This window comes from Sphingomonas humi (assembly GCF_039536725.1).
Lineage (GTDB): Bacteria > Pseudomonadota > Alphaproteobacteria > Sphingomonadales > Sphingomonadaceae > Sphingomicrobium > Sphingomicrobium humi.
This window is the reverse complement of record NZ_BAAAZD010000002.1, coordinates 248,597-271,601: the sequence shown is the minus strand read 5'-3', so window position 1 is coordinate 271,601 and position 23,005 is coordinate 248,597. Positions and strand designations below refer to the sequence as shown.

General features: G+C 65.8%; 23 protein-coding genes. 9 read left to right on the top strand and 14 right to left on the bottom strand.

The window, feature by feature from the left end:
- Nucleotides 1-34: 34 nt before the first annotated feature.
- The 8 genes from ABD729_RS09240 to ABD729_RS09205 are packed head-to-tail and all read right to left on the bottom strand — an operon-like array spanning nucleotide 35 to nucleotide 8,211.
- Nucleotides 35-757 (bottom strand): SDR family oxidoreductase, encoded by a 723-nt coding sequence (locus ABD729_RS09240; RefSeq protein ID WP_344709955.1) that lies wholly within the window; start codon nucleotides 755-757, stop codon nucleotides 35-37.
- An 11-nt stretch (nucleotides 758-768) separates the two neighbouring features.
- On the bottom strand, nucleotides 769-1,791 hold the full coding sequence (locus ABD729_RS09235) for a Gfo/Idh/MocA family protein (protein ID WP_344709954.1): 1,023 nt from the start codon (nucleotides 1,789-1,791) through the stop codon (nucleotides 769-771).
- Nucleotides 1,792-1,814: 23 nt separating this feature from the next.
- Nucleotides 1,815-2,990 (bottom strand): ABC transporter substrate-binding protein, encoded by a 1,176-nt coding sequence (locus tag ABD729_RS09230; RefSeq protein WP_344709953.1) that lies wholly within the window; start codon nucleotides 2,988-2,990, stop codon nucleotides 1,815-1,817.
- Nucleotides 2,987-4,132, bottom strand: coding sequence for an ABC transporter permease (locus tag ABD729_RS09225; RefSeq protein WP_344709952.1), 1,146 nt, complete (start codon nucleotides 4,130-4,132; stop codon nucleotides 2,987-2,989). Before ABD729_RS09225 ends, ABD729_RS09230 begins: the two co-directional genes overlap by 4 nt.
- Nucleotides 4,129-5,619, bottom strand: coding sequence for a sugar ABC transporter ATP-binding protein (locus ABD729_RS09220; RefSeq protein WP_344709951.1), 1,491 nt, complete (start codon nucleotides 5,617-5,619; stop codon nucleotides 4,129-4,131). The genes ABD729_RS09225 and ABD729_RS09220 overlap by 4 nt, the downstream gene beginning before the upstream one ends.
- The gene (locus ABD729_RS09215) at nucleotides 5,613-6,599 is read right to left on the bottom strand and encodes a sugar ABC transporter substrate-binding protein (protein ID WP_344709950.1); all 987 of its coding nucleotides are present in this window, start codon (nucleotides 6,597-6,599) and stop codon (nucleotides 5,613-5,615) included. Before ABD729_RS09215 ends, ABD729_RS09220 begins: the two co-directional genes overlap by 7 nt.
- 17 nt (nucleotides 6,600-6,616) lie before the next feature.
- On the bottom strand, nucleotides 6,617-7,066 hold the full coding sequence (locus tag ABD729_RS09210; protein WP_344709949.1) for a MaoC family dehydratase: 450 nt from the start codon (nucleotides 7,064-7,066) through the stop codon (nucleotides 6,617-6,619).
- On the bottom strand, nucleotides 7,063-8,211 hold the full coding sequence (locus tag ABD729_RS09205) for a CaiB/BaiF CoA transferase family protein (RefSeq protein WP_344709948.1): 1,149 nt from the start codon (nucleotides 8,209-8,211) through the stop codon (nucleotides 7,063-7,065). The genes ABD729_RS09210 and ABD729_RS09205 overlap by 4 nt, the downstream gene beginning before the upstream one ends.
- Before the next feature lie 123 nt (nucleotides 8,212-8,334).
- On the opposite strand from ABD729_RS09205, the gene ABD729_RS09200 reads away from it, so the two are divergent.
- Both ABD729_RS09200 and ABD729_RS09195 read left to right on the top strand, forming a co-directional pair.
- Nucleotides 8,335-9,444, top strand: a complete 1,110-nt coding sequence (locus tag ABD729_RS09200) for an extracellular solute-binding protein (RefSeq protein WP_344709947.1) — start codon at nucleotides 8,335-8,337, stop codon at nucleotides 9,442-9,444.
- Nucleotides 9,441-10,574 (top strand): CaiB/BaiF CoA transferase family protein, encoded by a 1,134-nt coding sequence (locus ABD729_RS09195; protein ID WP_344709946.1) that lies wholly within the window; start codon nucleotides 9,441-9,443, stop codon nucleotides 10,572-10,574. The genes ABD729_RS09200 and ABD729_RS09195 overlap by 4 nt, the downstream gene beginning before the upstream one ends.
- Nucleotides 10,575-10,577: 3 nt before the next feature.
- Here the strand turns inward: ABD729_RS09195 and ABD729_RS09190 are convergent, their stop codons facing one another.
- Nucleotides 10,578-12,374, bottom strand: a complete 1,797-nt coding sequence (locus ABD729_RS09190; protein WP_344709945.1) for an IlvD/Edd family dehydratase — start codon at nucleotides 12,372-12,374, stop codon at nucleotides 10,578-10,580.
- 116 nt (nucleotides 12,375-12,490) lie between these two features.
- Between ABD729_RS09190 and ABD729_RS09185 the strand changes: the two genes are divergently transcribed.
- Nucleotides 12,491-13,807: a sugar MFS transporter gene (locus ABD729_RS09185; RefSeq protein WP_344709943.1), complete on the top strand. Its 1,317-nt coding sequence runs from the start codon at nucleotides 12,491-12,493 to the stop codon at nucleotides 13,805-13,807.
- On the opposite strand, the gene ABD729_RS09180 is transcribed toward ABD729_RS09185, so the two are convergent.
- Nucleotides 13,804-14,643 (bottom strand): ThuA domain-containing protein, encoded by an 840-nt coding sequence (locus ABD729_RS09180; protein WP_344709942.1) that lies wholly within the window; start codon nucleotides 14,641-14,643, stop codon nucleotides 13,804-13,806. The genes ABD729_RS09185 and ABD729_RS09180 overlap by 4 nt on opposite strands.
- A gap of 121 nt (nucleotides 14,644-14,764) precedes the next feature.
- Between ABD729_RS09180 and ABD729_RS09175 the strand changes: the two genes are divergently transcribed.
- Complete coding sequence (locus tag ABD729_RS09175; protein ID WP_344709941.1) at nucleotides 14,765-15,574, top strand: SDR family NAD(P)-dependent oxidoreductase; 810 nt, start codon at nucleotides 14,765-14,767, stop codon at nucleotides 15,572-15,574.
- 3 nt (nucleotides 15,575-15,577) lie between these two features.
- On the opposite strand, the gene ABD729_RS09170 is transcribed toward ABD729_RS09175, so the two are convergent.
- The 3 genes from ABD729_RS09170 to ABD729_RS09160 all read right to left on the bottom strand — a co-directional run bounded on the left by ABD729_RS09170 (nucleotide 15,578) and on the right by ABD729_RS09160 (nucleotide 19,158).
- The gene (locus ABD729_RS09170; RefSeq protein WP_344709940.1) at nucleotides 15,578-16,030 is read right to left on the bottom strand and encodes a hypothetical protein; all 453 of its coding nucleotides are present in this window, start codon (nucleotides 16,028-16,030) and stop codon (nucleotides 15,578-15,580) included.
- Between the two features lie 30 nt (nucleotides 16,031-16,060).
- Entirely contained in the window at nucleotides 16,061-17,836 is a 1,776-nt protein-coding gene (locus ABD729_RS09165) for a DUF5060 domain-containing protein (RefSeq protein ID WP_344709939.1), read from the bottom strand.
- A 266-nt stretch (nucleotides 17,837-18,102) separates the two neighbouring features.
- On the bottom strand, nucleotides 18,103-19,158 hold the full coding sequence (locus tag ABD729_RS09160; protein ID WP_344709938.1) for an aldo/keto reductase: 1,056 nt from the start codon (nucleotides 19,156-19,158) through the stop codon (nucleotides 18,103-18,105).
- Between the two features lie 78 nt (nucleotides 19,159-19,236).
- On the opposite strand from ABD729_RS09160, the gene ABD729_RS09155 reads away from it, so the two are divergent.
- Nucleotides 19,237-20,127, top strand: a complete 891-nt coding sequence (locus ABD729_RS09155) for a GDSL-type esterase/lipase family protein (protein ID WP_344709937.1) — start codon at nucleotides 19,237-19,239, stop codon at nucleotides 20,125-20,127.
- Here the strand turns inward: ABD729_RS09155 and ABD729_RS09150 are convergent.
- Entirely contained in the window at nucleotides 20,100-21,608 is a 1,509-nt protein-coding gene (locus tag ABD729_RS09150) for a YifB family Mg chelatase-like AAA ATPase (RefSeq protein WP_344709936.1), read from the bottom strand. The two genes, ABD729_RS09155 and ABD729_RS09150, sit on opposite strands and share 28 nt — an antisense overlap.
- A 206-nt stretch (nucleotides 21,609-21,814) precedes the next feature.
- Here ABD729_RS09150 and ABD729_RS09145 point away from each other — a divergent pair, with 206 nt between their 5' ends.
- From ABD729_RS09145 to yidD, 4 genes are all read left to right on the top strand, one after another.
- A complete protein-coding gene (locus ABD729_RS09145) occupies nucleotides 21,815-22,243 on the top strand; it encodes a hypothetical protein (protein ID WP_344709935.1) in 429 nt (142 codons plus the stop codon).
- 93 nt (nucleotides 22,244-22,336) lie between these two features.
- On the top strand, nucleotides 22,337-22,471 hold the full coding sequence (gene rpmH / locus ABD729_RS09140) for a 50S ribosomal protein L34 (protein ID WP_085219331.1): 135 nt from the start codon (nucleotides 22,337-22,339) through the stop codon (nucleotides 22,469-22,471).
- 26 nt (nucleotides 22,472-22,497) lie between these two features.
- The gene (gene rnpA / locus ABD729_RS09135; protein ID WP_425564908.1) at nucleotides 22,498-22,794 is read left to right on the top strand and encodes a ribonuclease P protein component; all 297 of its coding nucleotides are present in this window, start codon (nucleotides 22,498-22,500) and stop codon (nucleotides 22,792-22,794) included.
- On the top strand, nucleotides 22,791-23,003 hold the full coding sequence (yidD, locus tag ABD729_RS09130) for a membrane protein insertion efficiency factor YidD (RefSeq protein WP_344709934.1): 213 nt from the start codon (nucleotides 22,791-22,793) through the stop codon (nucleotides 23,001-23,003). The genes rnpA and yidD overlap by 4 nt, the downstream gene beginning before the upstream one ends.
- Nucleotides 23,004-23,005: the final 2 nt, after the last annotated feature.

Sequence of the window (23,005 nt, the reverse complement as noted above, 5' to 3'; positions counted from 1 at the left end):
ATTCCTTCACTCCGTCACGCACGGGCGCCAAGACCTAGATTGCCCACCCGCCATCGATGATGTGGACCTGCCCCGTCGTGTAGGTCGCGCCGGCCAGGTAGACGACCAGTTCGGCGATCTCCTCTGGCGTACCGATCCGGCCAATCGGCTGCCGGGCGATGAAGGCCGCTCGCGCGCCGTCATAGTCGCCACCCGCTGCGAGGCGCTCCTGTAACGAGGGCGTTTCCACCGTGCCTGGACAGATGGCCGTCACCCGGATGTTGCTACCCACGAAATCGGCGGCGATCGACTTGGTCAGGCCGATCACGGCGGCCTTGGTCACGGAATAGGCGAAGCGGTTAGGCACCCCCTTCACGCTCGACGCGACCGACGACATGTTGATGATCGCGCCGCCACCGCGTGCCACCATGCCCGGCAGGACGGTCCGACACGTGTCGACCATCGCCGCGACGTTGAGCCGCCAGGCGAAATCCAGGTCCGCATCGCTGCATTCCAGCACCGTTCCGCCGTGAACGACACCCGCGCAGTTGAACAGGATGTCGATTGGATCGGCCGAAAGGGCGGCGACCGCCCGCTTGTCGAGCACGTCAAGGAGCCGCGTCTCGATCCGCTCACCCGCAAGGCCCTCCAGCCCGCGCTCGTTAACGTCGGTCGCAATGACTCGTGCGCCGGCGTTCGCGAGCGCAAGCACCGAAGCGCGGCCGATACCTTGAGCAGCAGCGGTGACGAGAGCGATTTTTTCCGACAGGTCGATCATCACTCTTGTCCTCACGCTTGGGGGATTGGCGCGCCGGGCAGCTCGGCGGCGCGGTAACAGGCTTCGACCAGCGCCATGGTGCGCCAGGCATCCTCGACGTGGGTCGCAAGTTCGGCATCTTCGCCCGCGGCGAAGCGCTGCAGGTTGGCCATCGGCCCGATGAACGCATCCGGGAACCAGCCGCCTTCGAGCGCCACCTGCTCCCACGGTCCCGAGCGGGGCGCGATCCAAAGCTCGTCCGGCTCCCCTGAGGGATAATTAAGGAGCAGGCCCAGCTTGACCATCGCGGCGCCGTCAACGCCCTCGACCCGGAAACTCGCATCCTGGAACCGACGGCCGAAATCATGGTGATGATTGATCGACAGGAGCACGCGCAGCGTGTCGCCGTAATCGAGGATCATTGAGGTGCGCGTGTCGGCGAGGTCGCTCGATGGATGACTGAAAATTCGCGCGAAGACGTTGGCCGGATCGCCGACCAGCGCCCGGATGGTGTCGAGATAATGGATTGAATGGCTGACGATCTCGACCCGGGGGTTGGGCCTGAGGTGCGGAAACAGGTGCCACGGCGTGACGAGGTTAATGTGAACCTCGATCTCGGTGAGCTGGCCGAGCCGGTGCTGCTGGATGGCGTCAGCAAGCCCGAGCATCATCGGCGAATATCGCAACTGGAAGTTTACCGCGGCCACCTGCTGCCGGTCCCGGACCGTGTCACGAACGCGGGTCGCTTCGGCAAGGTCGAGACCCATTGGCTTTTGCAGGAGGATCGTGGCCTCGTGCGGGAGTGCCTCGAGGATCGGACGATGCGCCACTGGGGGCGCCGCAACGTCGAACACGGCATCACTGCCCGCCGCTTCCTCCAGCGATCCGAACACACGCTGGATGTCCCATTGTGCCGCAAGCTTTTCCGCACGGCCCCGGTCAAGGTCGAACAGCCCGGCCACTTCGAACCCGGCCTTGCAATAGGCAGGAAGGTGGGCGTCAGCGACGATGCCTCCCGCACCGATAATGATGATAGGCCGTGGCCTGGTCGGCATCGGCCATCGTTGCCGGAGGGCGGTCATGGCGAACCGGTCGCAAGTGCTTGCGCCTCGGCGAGCAGATCGGCGCTGGGCCTATCACCCGTAACGGCGGCGGTCATCAGATCGTCCACGATATGGCTGATGCGCGCCAGGTCGGGCGTGACGGGCATCTCGCGCGCATGCTCGTGCAGCCAGTCGAGCTGGTGGTAATAGGGCAAGCGCGCGTTGATCTCGGGATCCAACCAGGTCGAGCGGCGAACGCCGATTGCCCCTTCCTGCGTGGTCAGCAAATCCATCTCCGGCGAAGCGCAATGCCGCAGGAAGTCCCATGCCAACTCCTTGTTTGCAGAGCCCGATCCGATCGCCAGCACCCAGAAGACGTTAAGCGAGACGCTGCGTCCGGACGGCCCGGCAGGAAGCGGCGCGACGCCCACCTTGCTTCGCACCTCGCTGGTCTCCGCCGTGTCGGCATAAGCTGCGAAGCCAAACCAGTTGGCCATCAGCGCCACCTTGCCCTGCGCGAACAGCTCACCCGATTGAACGCTGTCGAGCGCGCGGCAGTTCGGCGCGATCGACAGGTCGTCGCGGGCAAGCGAGCGGAGAAAATCGAGTGCCTCGTGTGCCTCAATCGAGGTGAAAAGGGGCCGGTTTCGCGTATCGAATACCTCGCCGCCGCGCGACCAGACCTGGATGCAGAAATCGTAGAAGCTGTTGTGACCGTCGGGGTAGAGCGCAAGCACCGTCCCGTAGCGACCCCGCTCGCTGTCATGATGTTTCCGAGCAAGGCGGTGGAACTCTTCCCAGCTCGTTGGAGGCTCGGCGATCAGGTCCGTGCGATAGACAAGGCATTCAGGCCCGTCGTGATACGGCATCGCCCAGTAACCGCCATCAAACGACTGAAGCCTGGTCAAGGACGGGCTCCACGCATCCGGAAAGTCCGCCAGCGGGGCGCGCGCCAAGTGCGGCGTGAGATCCTCGAGCAGGCCGTCCTTCACAGCTTCGGCCAGCCAGTCGGTGTTGAGGAAGGCGATGTCCCATTCGCCACTGGCCAGACCGCGGCCACCGATGACGCTGTCGTGAAGCTCGTTCAGGTCCATGGCTACGGCGTCGAGCTCAGCGTCGTCGCCGCGGGTGCTAACGAAGTTCTCGAACTGCTTGCTGATCGCGCTCTCAAAGGGACCGAAGCGGCGGACCGCGATGCGCAGCCGGGTCATGCGGGCTCTTCTGCCTGCGCCGGGGCAGCGTGGCGCGACACGCGCCGCCGTTCGCCGCCCACAGTATAGATGGCAGCCGCCGCGATCACGACCATGCCCTCGATCAATCCCTGGTAGCTCGCGCCAAGGTCAAGCACGTTGAAACCGTTCGTCAGCGTGAACAGCAACAGCGCGCCTACCACCGTCTTCAGAACGCTGCCCGCGCCGCCGAACAGCGACGTTCCGCCAAGGATTGCCGCCGCGATGACGGTCAGCTCCGCGCCCTGAAGCGCGGTCGGGTTGATCGCGCCGAGGCGGCAGGCAAACAGCACGCCCGCAAACCCTGCGGCGCCGCTCGACAGGAGGAAGGCGCCGAGCTTGTAGGCGTTGACATTGATGCCCGAGAGCCGCGCTGCCTCGGGGTTTCCGCCGACTGCGCAAACCCGCCGCCCGACCACGGTGAAGCGCAGCACCGCCCAGACGATCAGGGTGAACAAGGCCAAGTAGATGACCGGCGCGGCCACGGCGAAGCCGGACCCCAGGTAAAGCGCCGCGGCGATCAGTAACACGCCTCCTCCGATCGTTCCGACAAGGCGGCGCAGGGCCCCAAGCAGGATGAGTGCAGATCCGATCGTCAGCAGCGGCCAGAACAGCGGCACGCGCATGCTTTCGAAGGCCAGCATCTGCTGCAGCACGTCGCTTCGTTCGACCATCAAGGACCGGCCGTCAGTGAGAACGAGGATCAGCCCGCGTACCGCGGTCAGTGTTCCAAGCGTCACGATGAAGGCGTTGATGCCGACGAACTGAACGACGACGCCGTTGAACAATCCGACGGCAAGCGCCGTCACGATCGCCGCCCCGGCCGCAAGCGGAAACCCGAGGGTTGGCGCAAGCCCGACCAGTACGGCAGCGGCCAGCGCCGCGACCGAGGCGACGGAGAGGTCGAAAGCGCCCGTGATCAGCATCACCGTCATGGCGACGCCCATGATGCCGACCAGCGACGACTGGTACGCAATATTGCCAAGGTTCTGGGGTGACAGATAGTTCGGCAGCCCCCGCCCGTGGGCAATCACCGCCAGCAGGGCGAGCAGGATGAGCAGGGCGTAATAAACGCCGGCCTCACGCAATCCGAACGCGTGGCGCCACTGCTTCTTTGCTGTCATCGCACCATTTCCATTGCCGGGCGGCTGCCACCCGCGAGTTGCACCAGGTCGGCCTCGTCAGCCTCGGCCGGATCGACTTCGGCAATTACCGCTCCGTCGCGCATGACCAGGATACGGTCGGCGACGGCGATCAGCTCACTCAGTTCGGAGCTGACCAGGATCACGGCGAGGCCGTCGTCGGCCACTGACCGGACTAGGCGTAGAATGTCGGTGCGCGCCCCGATGTCGATGCCGGCGGTCGGCTCATCGAGCAGCAGGACGCGCGTACCTGGCTTCAGCCAGCGCGCGATGGTCACCTTCTGGGCATTGCCGCCGGACAGTTCGCCGACCAGCGCGCCGGGCCCGCTCGCCTTTATGGCCAACTGCTCGATAGCGGTCTCGGCCCTCCCGTATTCGGCGGGCACGTCGATCAGCGTGCCGGTGCAGGGCAAGGCGAGGTTGTCGCTGATGCTCATGCCGCCGACCAGGCCCTGCTTGGCGCGGTCCTCGGGTACGAGAGCGATCCCGGCCACCACCGCTTCGGAGGTGTCGAACTCAATGGCTTGACCATCTACCGCGACCCGGCCTCGGGCTGCACGATCCGCCCCGAAGATCGCGTGAAGGAGCTCGCTCCGCCCCGACCCAAGCATACCAGCGACCCCGACGATCTCGCCTCCGCAAACGCAAAGGCTGGTGGGCGATAATTTCCCGGGTGAAGCGAGTTGCTCGACCTGCAACACCGTTGCGCCCGTCCGCTGCAGCCGCGGCTGCCGCTCCAGCGCTGTCACCGACCGGCCTGCAATTGCCTCCGCAATCGCCTGCTCGCCAGTTTCGGTGGTGGCCGCCCGAAGCACCGCCTGCCCGTCGCGAAGGACGGTGACCTCATCGGTAAGGTTCACGATCTCGTCGAGGAAATGCGACACGAACAGTATGGCGCGCCCCTCCTGCGCGAGAGTGCGGACGGTGCGATACACCTGCGCACGCTCGTGCATCGCCAGCGACGCGGTGGGTTCGTCCATGATCAGCAGCGCCGGGTCGCCCATCAGGCCTTTGGCGATGGCAACCATCTGGCGCGTGCCGATCGGGCAATCGCCGACGATCGCGTCTAAGTCGAACGGATCGCCAAGGCTTCGGGCAACGGCCCCAGCCCGCCTCCGTCCCGCGCTGCTGTGCCGCCACGCGCCGCTCTCTTCGAGCAGCAAATTCTCGAGGACCGAGAGGGTCGGGACCAGCGGAATATGCTGGTAGATGGTCACGATCCCGCCAGCCCGGACCGCGCGCGGACTGGTCCAGCGCACTGGCTCCCCGCGCCAGATGATGGTGCCGCCGCTGGCCGGAACGGCGCCCGCAAGGACCTTGATCAGCGTCGACTTGCCCGCTCCATTGGCGCCGAGCAGGCCGTGGACGCTGCCCGCACGCACATCGAGGCTTACCCCGCGCAGCGCCACGGTGCCGTTGGGCCAGACCTTTTCCAGGCCGCGCAGCGACAGAAGCGGCGCGGCTACCATTGGCCGACACAGTTCGCGACAGTGTCGCGGGTGACCGCCGGGATCGGATAAGTGCGAAAGCGAGAGGAGCTTGCGGTATTGCCCGCCAGCGCCTCGAAAGCGAGTGCCCCCAGCGCCTCCGGCTTGAAGCAGACGGTGCCGTCGACCGCGCCAGCCTTGATTGACGCGATCGCCAGCTTCGAGCCCCCGACCCCAATCAGCCGCGCCCCCGAGCCCGCCGCGCGAACCGCCCGGGCGCAGCCGATGACCATGTCGTCGGCCTCGTTGTAGAAAAGGTCGACATCCGGCCGGGCCGAGAGGATGTTCTGGCACGCCGCCTCCCCTCCCTCGCTGGTCCAGTTGCCGGGCTGGGCGGCGACGATCGTGTAGCGGGTGCCTGCCGCATCGAGCGCCTGGCGAAAGCCGCGTGCCCGCTGCTCGACCTCCGGGAAGCCTGCAGCACCTTCGATGATCGCGATCCGCGCCGGCCGGTCGGCGGGCAGCAGGCGCCGGGCGAGTTCGCCTGCCGCGCGCCCCGCTGCCACCTCGTCCTGGGAGGCGAGCGCCACCAGGCCGGGGTAGACGTCGTCGATGGCGCGGGACTTTGGGTCGCCGACCAGCGCCGCGACAGCTGCGATCGGGACCCGCTGCGCGTTGGCGCGCCGAACCCAGCCCTGCGCCACGATGGAATCGAGCGGCATGATCGCGATGCCCGCCACTTTCTGTGCGAGCAGATCATCGATGTCGTTTGCCTGCTTCTGGACGTCGCCCTTGGCGTCGAGCACGACCGCCGAGGCACCCGCGCGGGCAGCAGCGTCGCTGAAGCCCTTCGCGATCGCGGCCGCGAACGGATAGCTGAGGCCGACCGTCGACAGGCCGTAACGCGGCCCGCCTCGCACCTGGACCGCCGCAGGGCCGTTCGCCGCCCTGGACGCCTGCCGCAACCCGAGGAGAGACGCTCCGGCGATCACCATCGTCAGCGCCGCAAGCAGAAGTGGCACCGGACGCCGCCGCATGATCAGGCCGCGGGCCGCCGATTGACGAGATACAGATGCTCGCACGCCAGCACGGTCTCACCGCGCTGGTTGCGAATGTCGACGCTCTCGGTGACGACCCCAGCGGATGCTCGCTTGGGATGATCGCGTTTGTCGGCGATGCGGGTGATGGTCGTGATAGTATCGCCGATGTGGACCGGGCGGATGAAACGCAGCCGGTCATAACCATAGGACATGGCGTGCGGGTTGATCGTCGTTGCGGTAAGCCCGATGCCGACCGAGAAGATCAGGGTGCCGTGGGCGATCCGCTGTCCGATGTCCTGCGTGGCGCACCAGTGCGCGTCCACGTGATGCGGGAAGAAGTCGCCGGTGTGGCCGGCGTGGACGACAAAGTCGGTTTCGGTGATCGTTCGCCCGAACGATGTGCGCTCGGACCCGATCTCATAATCCTCGAAATATTGCTCGACGATCATGCTGCAAACTCCCGGTCGATCGTGGCGCGGTCCGCACCGAGGCGCGGTGCCGGGCGGGGCGAACGCAGGATCTGATCGTCGAACCGCACCGGGCAGCGCGTCAGCCGCAACTCTGCCCCGTCAGGCGACTGCACCGTCTGCACCGCGTTCAGCACCGCAAACCCCGGCTCGGCCATCAGCGCGGGCCAGTCGAGCACGGGCGCGGCCCAGATTCCGGCCGGTGCCAGCATGGCTAGCCAATCGGTGGTCGTTGCCGTCAGGAAATGATCGCGCAGGAGCGTCTTGATCGCATCGCGGTCGGCAAACCAGCGGTCGGCGGGAAAACGCCCTAGTTCATCGAGGCCGATCACTTCACCGAGCCGGTCGACCCGAGTCATCGCCAACGCGAGATAGCCATCGCTGGTCGCGTAAATGCCGTAGGGCGCGGCGAGATAGACGTTGCCGTTCGCGACCTCGCTTCGTGCGGGCATTCCCTCTTCGCGATTGAGGTGCACGGCGAGATGCTCAAACTGGAGGTCGATCGCGGTCTCGATCAGGCTGACATCGACCTTGCCTCCGGTCCCGCGCACGCCGCGTCGCACCAGCAGCGCGAGGATGCCTTGGCACAGCTGCGCGCCGGCCATCATGTCCGTAATCGACATCCCGGCCGGAACCGGCGGCCCAGCTCCTTCGCCCGACAGCCAGGCGATACCCGACAGGGATTGTATGAGCAGGTCCTGGCCCGGGCGGTCACGCCACGGCCCGTCCGGTCCGTAGCCACTGACGCCGGCATAGATGAGCCGCGGGTTGAGCAGAGCCACATCCTCCCAGCCAAGGCCGATGCGGTCCATGATGCCGGGACGAAAATTGTGGATCAGGACGTCCGCCCGCGCGACGAGCCGCTTGACCGCGTCGAGGTCGCGCGAATCCTTCAGGTCGGCGGTATAGCTTTCCTTGCCGCGGTTGATGGCGTGGAAAAGCGCGCTGTCCTGGTCGAAGCCAAGGTCTGCGAGGTAGAGAGAGCGGCACGCGTCGCCGCCGTCCGGCCGCTCCACCTTGATGACCCGTGCTCCAAAGTCCGCAAGGCGCAGCGCGCAAGACGGACCCGCCAGATATTGGCTGAAGTCCAGCACCGTAAGTCCGGCTAGCGGGCGGTCGTGAAGCATTTCGCCAACGCCGTGCACATCCGCTCCAATCGTATGTTTATATTATCTTTGTGCCGGCGTATTGGTGGGCTTTGGGCAAGTCAAGCCACATCCAGACCTGCACTTACAGGAGAGCACGGCCGAATGCGCGGCATGACCTGGAACCACCCTCGCGGCCATGATCCCCTGGTCGCCGCATCCGCACGGTGGCGCGAAATGACGGGCCTGAACATCGCTTGGGATCGTCGCTCGCTGCAGGATTTTGAAACTTATCCCGTGGAGGACCTGGCGCGGAGATACGACCTGATCGTCATCGATCACCCTCACGTCGGCCAGGTCGCCGCCACGGGATGCCTTTTGCCACTGGACACGCTGGTCGACGCCGCCAGCTTGCAGGGCATTGCCGCCGGGTCGATCGGCGCGTCGTTCGAAAGCTACCTCTGGGATGGCCAGCAATGGGCGCTGCCGGTCGACGCCGCTGCGCAGGTCTCCGCCTGGGTTCCATCCCGCATCGCCGCGATGCCGGCGAAGTGGACGGACCTCGCACCGCTCATCGCCGACGGGCGCGCCTCCCTGCCGCTTCGCCCGCCGCACAGCCTGATGAGCCTTTTCACACTTTGCGGCCTCAGCGGGATCGCGCTTGATCCATCGGATGACCTGCTGTTTCCGCCGGGAGCGCTAAGCGCCTTCGAGCTGCTCGCCGCCGCAGCCGCCCAGAGCTATCCCGGTGCCTTCGAAAGCGACCCGATCGACATGCTGGAAGCGATGGCAAGACCCGACAGCCGGCTCGCCGTCGCGCCGCTCATCTACGGCTATGTCAGCTATGCGCGTGCCGGCTTCCGGCCTGAGCTGATCCGCTTTTCCGACATTCCCGCGCTCGATCACGGACCCGAGGGATCGGCGCTTGGTGGCACCGGCATCGCCGTCTCGGCCTTTGGGCAGGACCCCGCCGCCGCCGCCCGTTTCGCGGCCTGGGTCGCCAGCGGGCCCGTGCAGCGCGATATCGTCGCGGCGCACGGTGGCCAGCCTGCGCATGGCGACGCTTGGTCGTCTGACGTCGTCAATGCGGCGAGTGGCGACTTCTATCGAGGGACCCGCCGCACGCTCGACCATGCGTGGTTGCGGCCGCGGCACGATGGCTACATGAAGTTTCAGGATCTGGCGTCCAGCCGCATCAATGCGGACCTGCGCGCCGGAACGGCTGCCGTGGACGCGATCGCAGCGCTCAACCACCTTTACCGGGCGAGCCGATGATCGGACCGCTCGACGGGCTCCTGGTAGTGGACATGGCGCAATTCCTGTCAGGTCCCTCGGCTGCGCTGCGGCTCGGCGATCTCGGCGCCCGCGTCATCAAGGTCGAACGGCCCGGCCCTGGGGACATCTGCCGTACCCTCTATCTCAGCGACACGGATATCGCCGGAGACTCTACGCTCTTTCACGCCATCAATCGCAACAAGGAGAGCCTTGCCGCCGACCTCAAGGATCCGCAGGACGCGCGCCGGGTGCACCGCCTCATCGGCCAGGCGGATGTGGTCATCCAGAACTTTCGCCCCGGCGTGGCCGAACGGCTCGGCTTCGGCTCCGCCGCCCTGCGCAAGGCCAACCCTCGGTTGATCGTCGGCTCCATCTCGGGCTACGGAGAGGACGGCCCCTGGGCGCATCTTCCCGGACAGGACCTCCTCGCCCAGGCCCTCTCCGGCGCCATGTGGTTGAGCGGCAGTGCGGGGGACGGACCGGTGCCGTTCGGCCTGTCCGTCGCCGACATGGTCGCCGGGCATGTCCTCACCGAGGGTCTTCTGGCGGCCCTCGTGCGGCGCGGAATCAGCGGTGAAGGGGCGACAGTCGAAACCAGCCTGCTGGAAGCGATCGTCGACCTGCAATTCGAAGTAATGACCACGCACCTCAATGACGGCGGGCGACCTCCGGTGCGTGCCACCGAACACAATGCCCATGCCTATCTGGCAGCGCCCTATGGCGCCTACCGGACGGCGGATAGCTGGCTGGCGCTGGCGATGACACCGATGGAAATCCTCGCCCCTCTCCTTCAGCTACCGCTTGCTGGCCGCGCGCCATTTGCGGAGCGGGATGCAATCAAGGCCGAGATTGCCGCGCGCCTGCTCGAGGCGACCACGGACAGCTGGGTCGAGCGGCTGCGCGCCGCCGACGTGTGGTGCGCACCGGTTCTCGACTGGCCTGCACTCCTAGCGGAACACGCCTTCAAGCGCCTCGACCTGCTGCAGGAGGTCCGCCGCGGCGACGCGCTGATCGCGACAACGCGAACGCCGCTGCGGATCGACGGTGAGCGGTTCACCAGTAGCAGGGCGGCCCCGAGGGTTGGGGAAGATAGTGCGGCGATCCGGCGCGAGTTTTCGCTCGACGACTGACGTCTAGTGATTGTCGCGCGGCAGCCCGCGGGTCTGGGCGATCTGCTGATAAGCTTCGGCGCCCTCCAGGATCGCACCATCCCCCAATTGCCCGCAAAGCTTTCGCTGAATTTCCTGCCACGGCGTTTGCGAGGGCGGGAAGCGATAGCCGCCCTGTGTTTCCAGTTCATGGCGCCGCGCAGCAAGTTCAACCTCGTCGAGCAGCACGTTCGCGGTTCCGCGGCGCAGGTCGATCCGCACCCGGTCGCCGGTGCATAGCAGGGCCAGCGCGCCGCCGGCGGCTGCCTCGGGCGAAGCGTTCAGGATCGACGGGCTTGCGCTGGTGCCCGACTGCCGCCCGTCGCCGATGCAGGGCAGTGCATGGACGCCGTCCATGATGAGGTGCGCGGGCGGCCGCATGTTCACCACCTCTGCCGCACCCGGATAGCCGATCGGCCCTGCGCCGCGCATCACCAGCAGGGTTTCCGCGGTGATCCCGACGTCCTCCCGGTCGATCCTGGCATGATAATCTTCGGGCCCGTCGAACACCACCACCGGCCCTTCGAAGGCGTCGGGATCTTCCGGATTGCGAAGGTACCGCTCCCGAAACTCCCGCGAGATGACGCTGGTCTTCATGATGGCGCTGTCGAACAGATTTCCGGTAAGAACGACGAAGCCAGCTTGCTCTACCAGCGGATCGTCAAAGCGGCGGATGACCTTTTCATCTTCGATCCTCGCATTGCGGCAGTTCTCGCCAATGGTGCGGCCGTTGACCGTGATCACGTCTTCGCGGATCAGTCCCTGCGCCATCAGCTCGGCAACCACCGCGGGGACACCGCCTGCGCGGTAATAATCTTCGCCTAGATATTCGCCCGCAGGCTGCAGGTTGACCAGCAGGGGAATGGCGTGGCCATGCTCCTGCCAAGTCCGGAGCGGAAGATCGACACCGATGTGCCGCGCGATGGCGGCGAGGTGGATCGGCGCGTTGGTCGAGCCGCCGATCGCCGAATTGACGGCAATGGCGTTGAGGAAGGCGTCCCGCGTCAGGATGTCGGACGGTTTCAGATCCTCGAAGACCAGCTCAACCGCGCGCTTGCCGGTGCGGTAGGCAACCTCCTGGCGGTCGCGGTAGGGTGCCGGAATGGCCGCCGAACCTGGAAGCGACATGCCGAGCACTTCGGCCAGTGAGTTCATCGTCGTCGCGGTACCCATGGTGTTGCAATAGCCGGTCGAGGGCGCCGAGGAGGCAACGAGGCGGATGAACTCGGCCTCGTCGATCTCACCCGCGGCGAGCAGCTCCCGCGCCTTCCACACGATCGTCCCCGATCCAGTCCGTTCGCCCTTGTGCCAGCCGTTGAGCATCGGCCCGACGGACAAGGCGATGGCCGGGATATTGACGGTCGCCGCGGCCATTAGGCACGCCGGAGTTGTTTTGTCGCAGCCGATGGTCAGCACTACGCCATCGAGCGGGTAGCCGTAGAGCGTCTCGACCAGTCCGAGATAGGCAAGGTTGCGATCGAGGCCAGCAGTGGGCCGCTTCCCCGTCTCCTGAATCGGATGCATCGGGAATTCGAGTGCGATCCCGCCTGCTTCCCTGATCCCTTCGCGCACCCGTTCGGCAAGCACCAGGTGATGCCGATTGCACGGACTGAGGTCCGAGCCCGTCTGGGCAATACCGATGATCGGTTTGCCGGAACGAAGCTCCTCCAGCGACAGGCCGAAGTTGAGGTAACGCTCGAGATAGAGCGCCGTCATGTCGATGTTGTCGGGATTGTCGAACCAGGCGCGGCTGCGGAGCTTCTTCGGCGGGGATGCGGACATATTTGGCTCCAGCGAGACGTGGCCGATGGGACGTCAGGAGCGGATTGACCCTCCTCACTTGAAATATAATAAGACAAATGCGCGTGGCACAAGTTGTTGCCGGCGGGGAGAGCAATATGCCGGGTACAGTGGCCAACGTGGGATCAGAGCGTAACGCGATCCCGGGGGGCGGCAGCTATCGGCCGGCCCTTGCCCTGCTTGCCAGCCTGTTTTTCATGTGGGGCTTCATCACGGTCATCAACAATACGCTCCTGCCTCACCTGCGGAGCGTCTTCGAGCTCAACTACTTCCAGACCACGATGATCGAATCGACCTGGTTCGTCGGTTACCTCATCGCCTCTATCCCGGCTGCCAAGCTGATCGAGCGCGTCGGATATCAGCGGGCGCTAACCGTGGGGCTCACGATCATGACGGTCGGTTCGGCGGGCATGATCCTTGCTGCCAGCCTGCCCTCCTACTGGGTGACGCTCGCGTCGCTGTTCACCGTATCCTGCGGGATCGCGCTGCTTCAGGTGGCGGCCAATCCCTATGTCGCGGTGATCGGGCCGGCCGAGTCCTCCGAGGCCAGGCTGACCCTCGTGCAGGCGTTCAACACCACCGGCGACGTGCTCGCGATCGTGTTCGGTCGCTACCTCATCCTTGCCCGCACCACCGGCGGGACGTCGGCGGAAGGCGCGCAGTTGAGCTATGCCGAGCGCATGGCCGACGCCCAGGCCACCCAGCTACCCTACCTGATCGTCGCTGTCGTGCTGGCGATCCTGACCGTCGTCATTGCCCGCGCCAAGCTGCCCGCGCTGGGGTCCGCGACGCGGCGCGCCAATGCTGAAGAGCGCAAGCATCTCTCCTTGTGGAAGCACCGCAACTTGGTCTTCGGCTGCGGCGCGATCTTCTTGTACGTGCTGGCGGAGATCGGCGTCGGCAATCTGTTCATCAACTTCGCCTCGCAGCCCAATATTGCCAACATCACGCCCGAGCAGGCCGCCTTCTACCTGACCTTCGTGTGGGGCGGCATGATGGTCGGCCGCTTCGCCGGCGCCTGGATCATGCGCTATTTCGCGCCGGAGAAAGTGCTTGCGACCTTTGCCCTCGGCGCGCTCGTCTCGGCACTTGCCGCCACCTTCGTCCAGGGACCAGCCGCGATGTACGCCCTCATCCTGGTCGGCCTGTTCCACTCGATCATGTTCCCGACCATCTTTGCACTCGCGATCCGCGGCCTCGGTCCCCTTACCGAGGAGGGATCGGGTCTGCTGATCATGTCCATCGCGGGCGGAGCGCTGGTCTTCATCCAGGGCAGCGTGGCCGACACCTATGGGCTACAGATGGCCTTCATCGTCACCGCCTTGTGCGAGCTTTACGTCCTCTTTTACGCGCTGTGGGGGTGCAAGGTGACGAACGATGCTAGCGATACCCGCGCGGTCGAGGCGCGTTCCTAGCAGCCGCTGCCGCGCGACTGGGCTGCCCAGCGGATGGCGCCGGCGATCATGCGCTGGTGCAGCGGCTCGGCGTAGGTCTCCGCCTTGTGGCCAAGGGCCGAGAAGAACATTCGCCCGCGTCCGATGCACCGGGTCCAGATCAACGGATGCAGCTTGCCCATGCGGACCCGCTCCGGAAAGGGCTCGTAGGTCTGCTCGTCGAGTGTCGCGAGGATGCGCGTGCGCTGCCCGGCAGGCACCCGGTCGAACGAATACCACTCCTCTGTCCGAACCCATCGCGCTGGCAGGTCGCGCGTGGCGGGATGGCGCCGATCGACGACATCGATGGCGGCCTGCTGGAACTGCTTGGGCCGGCCGGTATGGCCGATGAACTGTGCGCCGATCAGCGTTTCGGGATACCAGTTCCACTCATACTTCGGATCGCCACCCGCGCCGTGCAGCAGCACGACCCCGCCGCCTTGCTCGATCCAGGTTCGGAAAGCCTCGCGTTGCGCGTCGTTGAAGATCGTCCCGCTGGTACTGTTGAGGACGATCACCCCGAACTTCGTCAGGTCGCGCCGGTTGACCACCGCCGCATTCTCCGTCTCGAACACGTCGTGCCCCTGCTTGCGAGCGAGGTCCGTGAGCACGATCTTGGCCGCAGCAATCTGTTCGGGATCGCGGAAGCCGTTGGTCTTTGACAGCACCAGCACTGCGCCCTTGCGGAGCGGCGGAAGCGGCGGCGCGATTTTGTCCATCACGGGCTCGGGCCAGTTACGCGGATCGCGCACCGGCATTTGCACCGCGGGGGTCGGTTGAAGGGTGAACGCCGCGAGTGGGAGCAGCTGCAGCATCATGAAACTCCTTCAATCATCATACTTATTCCTATCGGCCGCCCTCCCTGCTAGCAAGCCGCGCCATGGGCGTGGCACCGGCTGGGAGCCTGATCGGGTGACGGACATCTTTAGAGACGGCCGCGTGGCCGTGATTACCGGCGCGGCGAGCGGCATCGGCGCGGCGTCCGCGCGCTTGCTGGCCAAGGCCGGCATGAAACTGGTCCTGTTCGACCGGGATGGAGCTTCGCTGGAGCAGGTACAGGCGGAGCTCGGCGGCGAGGTGCGCACGCTTGCCGGCGATGTCTCGCAGCTTCATGATGTCGAGCAGCTACGCGACCTGGCGTTCGAAGCTTTCGGTCGGGTCGACCTGCTATTCAACAACGCCGCGATCGGCGGGTCGGGCGACACTGCGTGGGGCGGGATCGACGACTGGCGCAGGATCCTCGACGTCAACCTCTGGGGCGTCATCAACGGCGTTCAGGCCTTCACCCAGGCCATGATCAACCAAGAGGGCTCCTCGGCGATCGTCAACACCGGCTCCAAGCAGGGCATCACCAATCCGCCCGGTCACCCCGCCTATGCCGTTGCGAAGGCGGGGGTGAAGACGTTGACCGAACAACTGGCGCATGCGCTGCGCGAAGAGACCGGCGGCCGCGTCACGGCGCATCTGCTGATACCCGGCTGGACGTTCACGGGCATGAGCGCCAATCCTGCGGGCGAGAAGCCGGCCGGGGCGTGGAGCGGCGAGCAGGTGGCAGAGCGCATGACCGAGCGTGTAACGGCCGGGGATTTCTACATCCTGTGCCCCGACAACCAAGTCACTGCGGAAGTAGACGCGGCCCGCATCCGCTGGGCAGCCGGTGACCTCGCCGAAAACCGCCCCGCCCTGTCGCGCTGGCACCCGGACTGGGCGGGCAGCTTTGCCGACTATCTCACCGGCCAGGGCCTCTGACGTCTAGCGCTTCCAGGCCGTGATGCGGACTTCCGCGCCCTCGTCGAGGGCGCTGCGGGTGCCGAAGGCGATGATGCCCACGCCTTCGATGCGAACGCGCTGGTCGAGGTCGTCTCGCCCCTCATTGCCCTTCGAGCTGGTGATCGACACCAGCCGCGACTGGATGGGGAAATCCTGTCCCTGAACCCGCAGCGTTTCGAATGAAAAGCCGAGGATCGCATGGTCGGCGCGATCGACCTTTCCCTCGGCCACGGCGCCCCGAAGCTGCGGCGGATCGATCACCTCGCCACTCACGCGGTCGCCGACCTTGCTGTTGGTCGTGCTGATCGAAGTGTTCATCTTGATGAGGAAGCTGCTGTTGGACGCGGCGATCTCGGGATTGGCGAGCGGGCCTTCCTGGGCGAACGCCGGGGCCGCGCAGAGCAATGGAAGGGTGAGCAGAAAACGGGCTTTCATGGCGCTGTCCTGTTCTTGGCAGAATGTGACTCAGTGAATTGCGGTCTTGCGGACGAGCACCGCCCAATCGTCGGTCAGCTCACTTGGCGGACTGCCGAGCGAACGGCTTGCTCCGCCCTGCACTGTGCGCACGGGGCCGTTCTGCAGCGCACCCCCCGTCCGCGGGTTATACCATTTGACCTCGAAGGCTCCAGTCGCGGCGGACAGGTCAAGCTCGGGTGAGCCGCCGTTCGGCGTATAGACAGCATAGGTCTGGCCCGGCAGCGCAAAGACATAATCGTCGGTCGCGGGCGTCAGTTCGTCGGCGTGCCGCATCCGTTCGAACGACAGGTAATTCGTCACGAAATCGTGCGCGTAGCGGATCAGGTCGAACAGGTGATCGCGGCTGCGGAAATCCTCCATGTTGAGGTCACCGATCGGGTCGGTGAAGAAGAACATCGTCCCCGTCCCGCCGGCCATATAATGGCCCCAGATGGCGAGCTTGCGGACCTTGTCGTGGGCGTAATCCTCGCTGTCGGGCCGGACCCCCGGGTTCATCTCGATCAGCTGGACGAGCCAGGGGTGACCCGCAGCCGCCGACTTGTCGAGCCACTTGATCGTCTCGGAGTGGGTGTTTTCCGGATCGTGCTGGAGCGCTGTGGAGTCGAAGTTGGGGAAGCCGAGCAGGCGCCCGTAGGTCTTGTCGTCGGCGATCAGCTCCGCCTTCCACTGCACATATTGAATGGGGTGCTTATAGGGGTCCAGCGCCTTGATGTAGTTGGCGATGTCCTTGATGTCCCGCGTGGTGAAGTAGCGGAAGCGATCCATCTCCTCGTCGAGGTCCCAGATGATCGCATGATGGTGCGCAAAGCGGGCGATGAGCTCGCGATAGTAGAGCTTGCGCTCGACACTCATCTTGCCGAGCGTCTGTTCGCCTTCTTCTTCCTGCGTGATCATCATGAGCTGCATGCCGAGCCGGTCCATGTGCGACATTACGATGTCCCACTGATCGAGCTTCGACACGTCGTAGCGGCTGTGCTGATCGTACGCGATCCAAGGATTGATATCCATGGCGTCGCCGTAGTTGTTCATGGTCAGCGTGTAGAAGCCGTTCATGCCCTTGCTAGCGAGATAGTTGAGGGCACCGATGATCCCCTTGCCTTTGCCACCGCCCCAGGTGGGGTCGCCGGGCTTCCAGTCCTTCACATGCGGATCATAATGGTGGAGCTGGTCGGAATGGGGCAGTCCCTTCTGCCCACGGTAATCCCGCGTGTTGTCGAACTCGTAATAGGCCAGGAAGTTCTCCGGGCTCTGCGTTCCGGCCATCACGAAATACTTGTTGCTTCCGGCGTAGCGTAGATAATGCTTACCCGCATATTCGAGGATGCCGTTGGCTCGATTATCGCGCCCTTGCTTGTCGCTGGGCCCGATCTGAACAGTGCCGCTCTCGCCGTCGAATGCAGCGGACTTTCCGGCCTTTGGATCAAGGCTGACGGATACGTCCGTGCCGCTGCGGAAGGAAGCGCGATAGGTCCAGGTACCGGCTTCGGCGGGCACGAAATGAACGCGCCACTTGTTGCCCGACGTCGCGCCGGTTTCCGCCGCATTGCCGTCGGCCGCGTAATAGCCAGGAACCACCTGGACCTTGCTGCCCTTCGTGAAGGTCACGTTGAGCCGGTAGTCGCGAAAGGGATTGCGGGCATCGGTTTCGCTGGTCTGAGGACCCTGGAAAGTCAGTTCGACGTCGTGCCACTGCTTGCGCTCGCCGGTGATCGTTGCGGCCTGCGCCACCCCGACCTCGCAGCAGAACACACCAGCCAGCAGCATTGCACACCAGCCGATCGCTGGCCGTGAATATGGTTGGCGGCCCGGACCGGGCAGGGAGTATGTCTCAGGTACGCGCATCGGCATTACTCCCAGGCGGCCGTTGAAACCCGGCCCAGACGAGAAATAGGCTGACAGCTGGTAAGATGACCTTATCCAACTGCTTTTGACGGAGACTTTCAGACGGTGTGTTCAGTCGGCTGTCAGCGATGATCGTCACCGGTGACAACGGCTTCGTCGTCTCTTGCTGAGTGAGCGAGAGACGCATCTCAACTGGCCCTTCCACCAGATACTGGCTCCTCAGAACGGAGCGCCTCGGCCACCACTCGATCGGCTGCACGGCGCCAATGCCAGTGCGGGTAGAGTTCGGGCGGCGCCGTCAGAGCATCGAGCCGCTCGATGATCTGCGCTGGAAGCTGCAAGGCAATCGCACCAAGATTCTCGGCAAGCTGGGCTGGTTTGGACGCGCCTATGATGACGCTCGTCACCGCGGACCTTGCCAGCAGCCATGCAAGCGCCACCTGCGCTACGCTCGCTTCTACCTCCTCCGCAACCGAGGTCAGCGTCTCCAGCAACGCTAAGCCGACTTCAGGATCGAATGGAGGAGCATCCGCCTTGCTCAGGCGATCGCCCGCGTCAGCTTCTCGGCCGCGCCGATACTTGCCGCTCAGGAATCCGCCGACCAGCGGGCTCCATACCGTGATACCGGTGCCGTAGCGCTCGGTCAGCGGCACCAAGTCTCGTTCGATGTCCCGCCCAAGCAGCGAATAATACATCTGCCCGTGAGTGAATGGCGCCCAGCCATTGGCCTTCTGCAGCTCAAGAGCGGCCGCCACCTTCCACGCCGGCCAATTGGAGAAACCCACATACCGAGCCTTGCCGGCCCGGACGATCGCATCGAGCGCTTCGAGCGTTTCCTCGAGCGGTGTCAGTGAGTCGTCATTGTGGGCAATGTAGACATCCACCCAATCCGTGCCGAGCCGCCGCAAGCTCTGCTCGATGGCCCAGTGCAGGTGGCGCTTGCTCAACCCCGCTTGGATGACGCCCGGACCGGTCCGGGCCATGCCCTTGGTCGCGATGGCGACCTCAGCGCGCCGCGACGCGAGTGCCTTTCCCAGTACCTCCTCGGACTGTCCGTCGGCATAGATGTCAGCGGTGTCGAAGAAATTGACGCCGGCGTCGAGCGCCTGCCCGACCAAAGCATCGACTGCGGCGCCTTCCACGGTGGCGAGCCCGCCCATGGTGTTGCCGCGCGTCAAAGTCAGTGCGCCAAAAGCCAGCCTCGACACGATGAGTCCGCTATTGCCGAGGCGCCGGTACTGCATATCATATGATCAATCACATTTTTCCTCAGCGCAAGTCTGGCAATCTGCAGACGAGTGTGTTTCGAAGGATTGGAGTTGATGAGGTCGCGCGCCATCGCATTGTTGGGGCTATCGTGGGCGCTTGCAGCGTCCCCGCTTCCGGCCCAGGAAAACCGGCCCCGCACGCCGCCGCAGTCGGTCAATGAGATGACCTGTCCGCCGTTGCCGGTAGTAAGCCCGGAACGGATGAACCTGATCGTCGAGCCTAAGCCCCACATCACGAAAACGCCTCCGGCAAGCGAAGCCGACCGGGCCAGCTACATGCGCTGGTCGACGATGGATCCCTATGGTGTTTGCCGCTATCGCGACGAGAACAGGGCGTTGCCGCCCGCCACCGGGCACCGAGTCATCTTCATCGGAGACTCCATAACCGAGGCCTGGAGACCGTCTGTCCCCGATCTCTTTACGGGCGATGTCCTAAACCGCGGCGTCTCCGGCCAGACCACCACGCAAATGCTCGCGCGCTTCCGTACCGATGTGATCGATCTTCACCCGGCCGTCGTCCAGATCATGGGCGGCATGAACGATATCCACAGCGCGTCCGGAATGGCGCTTACGCGATCAAATATCGCGAGCATGGTCGAGTTGGCTCGTGCTCACGGCATCATTGTGATCTTGGGTGCGATCACGCCTTCGAACTTTTTCCAGGGCTCACCTGACCTCGCTCCGGGACCGCAGATAGTCCGGCTGAACCGCTGGCTTCAAGAATACGCCGCCAAGAACGATCTTATATTCGCTGACTACCATGGCCCCCTGCAGAATGGGACGCTGGGGATAAGAGATGGTCTGTCGAACGACGGTCTCCATCCCAATCGCAACGGTTTCGAACCACTGACGCCGCTGGCTAGAAAGGCGATCGCACGCGCTCTTTCCAAGCGGCCGCGTCCGCTTGGCCACGGCATTCAGTTCCGTGGAGCCGTCCGCCGATAACTGAGCGCCTCCGCAACGTGGATGCGGCCGACTGTCTCCGCGCCGGCGAGGTCAGCGATGGTGCGGGCGACGCGCAGGGTCCGGTGGTAGCCCCGAGCGCTGAGGCGCATCGCGGCGGCGGCATCGGCGAGGAGCTTGCGGCCGGGCTCGTCGGGGGTGGCGACCTTGTCCAGCAGTTCGCCGTCGGCTTCGGCATTGGTGCGTGGGCCGTGGCCGTTGAAGCGTCGGGACTGAACCGCGCGGGCGGTCGCGACACGCTGGGCCACGGCAGCGCTGCCTTCCGCGGGCGGCGGGAGCGAGAGGTCGGCGGCGCTGACCCCGGCGACTTCGACATGGAGGTCGATGCGGTCGAGCAAGGGCCCGGACACGCGGGCCTGATAATCGGCGGCGCAGCGGGGCGCCCGGGCGCAAGCGAGCGCGGCATCCCCGAGGTGGCCGCAGCGGCAAGGGTTCATCGCGGCGATCAGCTGGACGCGGGCGGGAAAGGTCAGATGGCTGTTGGCGCGGGCGACGCTGACGGTCCCGGTTTCGAGCGGCTGGCGGAGGCTGTCGAGGACGGCGCGCTGGAATTCGGGCAGTTCGTCGAGGAACAGGACGCCGAGGTGGGCGAGGCTGATCTCGCCCGGACGGACCTTGAGGCCGCCGCCGACCAGCGCCGGCATCGACGCGCTGTGGTGAGGGGAGCGGAACGGGCGGCGGCGCTTGATCTGCCCGCCCTCCATCTCGCCCGCGACCGAGGCGACCATCGAGACTTCGAGCGCCTCGGCGGGGGTGAGCGGGGGGAGGATTCCGGGAAGGCAGGAGGCAAGCAGCGACTTGCCCGCGCCGGGCGGGCCGCTCATCAGCAGGTTGTGGCCACCCGCTGCGGCAATTTCCAGCGCGCGCTTGGCGACTTCCTGGCCCTTGACCTGGCGAAGGTCGGGGCCGCCGGCCGCGGGCTCGGCCTCGCCGAGGCGGGGCGCCGGGAGCAGGGTCGTCCCCTTGAGGTGGGCCAATAGCGCGAGAAGGTCGGGCGCGGCGAGGACTTCGACTTCCCCGGCCCAGGCGGCCTCGGCCCCCTGCGCGGCGGGGCAGATCAGGCCCTTGTCCTCGCCGGCGGCGTGGAGGGCGGCGAGGAGCACGCCGGGCGAGGCGTTGATGCGGGCGTCGAGGGACAATTCGCCCACCGCGACATAGTGGCTGAGCATCTCGGCATCGACCGCGCCGACCGCGGCGAGCAGGCCCAGCGCGATCGGCAGGTCGAAGTGGCTGCCTTCCTTGGGCAGGTCGGCGGGCGAGAGGTTGACCGTGATGACCTTGGGCGGGAGCGCGAGGCCAATGGCGGTGAGCGCCGCGCGGACCCGCTCGCGGCTTTCGGCGACGGCCTTGTCAGGCAGGCCGACGATGACGAAGCGCGGGATGCCGGTGGACAGCTGGACCTGCACCTCGACCCCGCGGGCTTCGAGCCCGAGGTAGGCGACGGTGGACACGATCGCGACCATCAGGCGCGAGCCCCCGTGTCCGGCAATGAGATGAGCACAGGCCCCCTGTCTTCGGCGAAACGGAGGCTATGCCCGTTCGGTGCGGCGGGCAAGCCTGCGTTGTGGGGCGTTCCAGTTGATGCCGCGAGGTGGATTGCTTCGCTGCGCTCGCAATGACGGAAGCGTCCCCCCTTGCCCGAGCGTCTTACTTCCCTACATCACCGGCCATGACCCTTGGTCAACGCCTTCTTGCGATCCGCGACACGCGCCTGGCGCAGAGCGTGATGTTCGTGATCGGCGTGCTGCTGCTGTTCGTGGGCGCGCCGCTAGTCAGCCCCCTGCCCGGCCCGGGCGGGCTGCTGCTGGCGGCGGCGGGGCTGACGCTGGTGCTCCGGACCAGCCTGTGGGCCAAGCGGCATTATGTGCGGTTCAAGCGCTGGCAGCCGCGGGCCGGAAGCTGGTTCGACTGGGGGCTTCGCCGCAAGAGCGCCAAGCGGCGCGAGGCGCTGAAGAAGGAGCGCGAGCGGGCCGAGGCGCCGCCGCCGTCGGAGGTACCGCGGACCGACGATCCGTTGCCCAAGGCCGGGCTCGAGGTAGTCCCGATCGACCCCACGCCGAGCGAGGTGCTGGGCCCGCAGGAAGCGTCGCGGCATTGACTTGCGCGCCCGCCTTGCGTAGGGGCGCGCCAAGCAATGTGGCTGCCCCCGTTCGGGCGGCCCTTTTTGTTCTTAACTTGAAGGCAATGAGCGATGAAGCGCACTTTCCAGCCCAGCAATCTCGTCCGCAAGCGGCGTCACGGCTTTCGTACGCGCTCGGCGACGGTGGGCGGCCGCAAGGTGCTGGCGGCCCGCCGGGCGCGCGGCCGCAAGAAGCTCAGCGCTTAGTCACCTTAAGGAAGCGCGCCGACTTCCTGGCCGCGAACAGCGGCCGGCGCGCCGCCACCCCCGGTTTCGTCCTGCTGGTCCGCCCGCGCGGCGACGATTCGGAGACGATTCGGGTCGGCTACACTGTCAGCAAGAAAGTCGGCAATGCGGTGGTTCGCAACCGCATGAAGCGGCGCCTGCGCGCGCTCGCGGCCGAGGTGCTGCCTACGGACGGCGTGCGCGGCGCGGACCATGTCCTGATCGGCCGGCAGAGCGGGATCGAGCGCGATTACGCGCTGCTCCGGGCCGAGCTGGCCAAGGCGCTGGGCAAGGTCACGCGGTGATCGCCCGCCTCCTCATCCTCCTGGCGCGCGGGTGGCAGCTTGGACCGAGCGCGGTCCTGCCGCCCTCGTGCCGCTTCTCGCCGTCCTGTTCCGCCTATGCAATCACCGCCTGGGGCCGCTATGGGGCGCTGCGCGGGAGCTGGCTGGCCCTGCGCCGGATCGGCCGCTGCCATCCCTGGGGGGGCCAGGGCCATGACCCGGTTCCGTGATT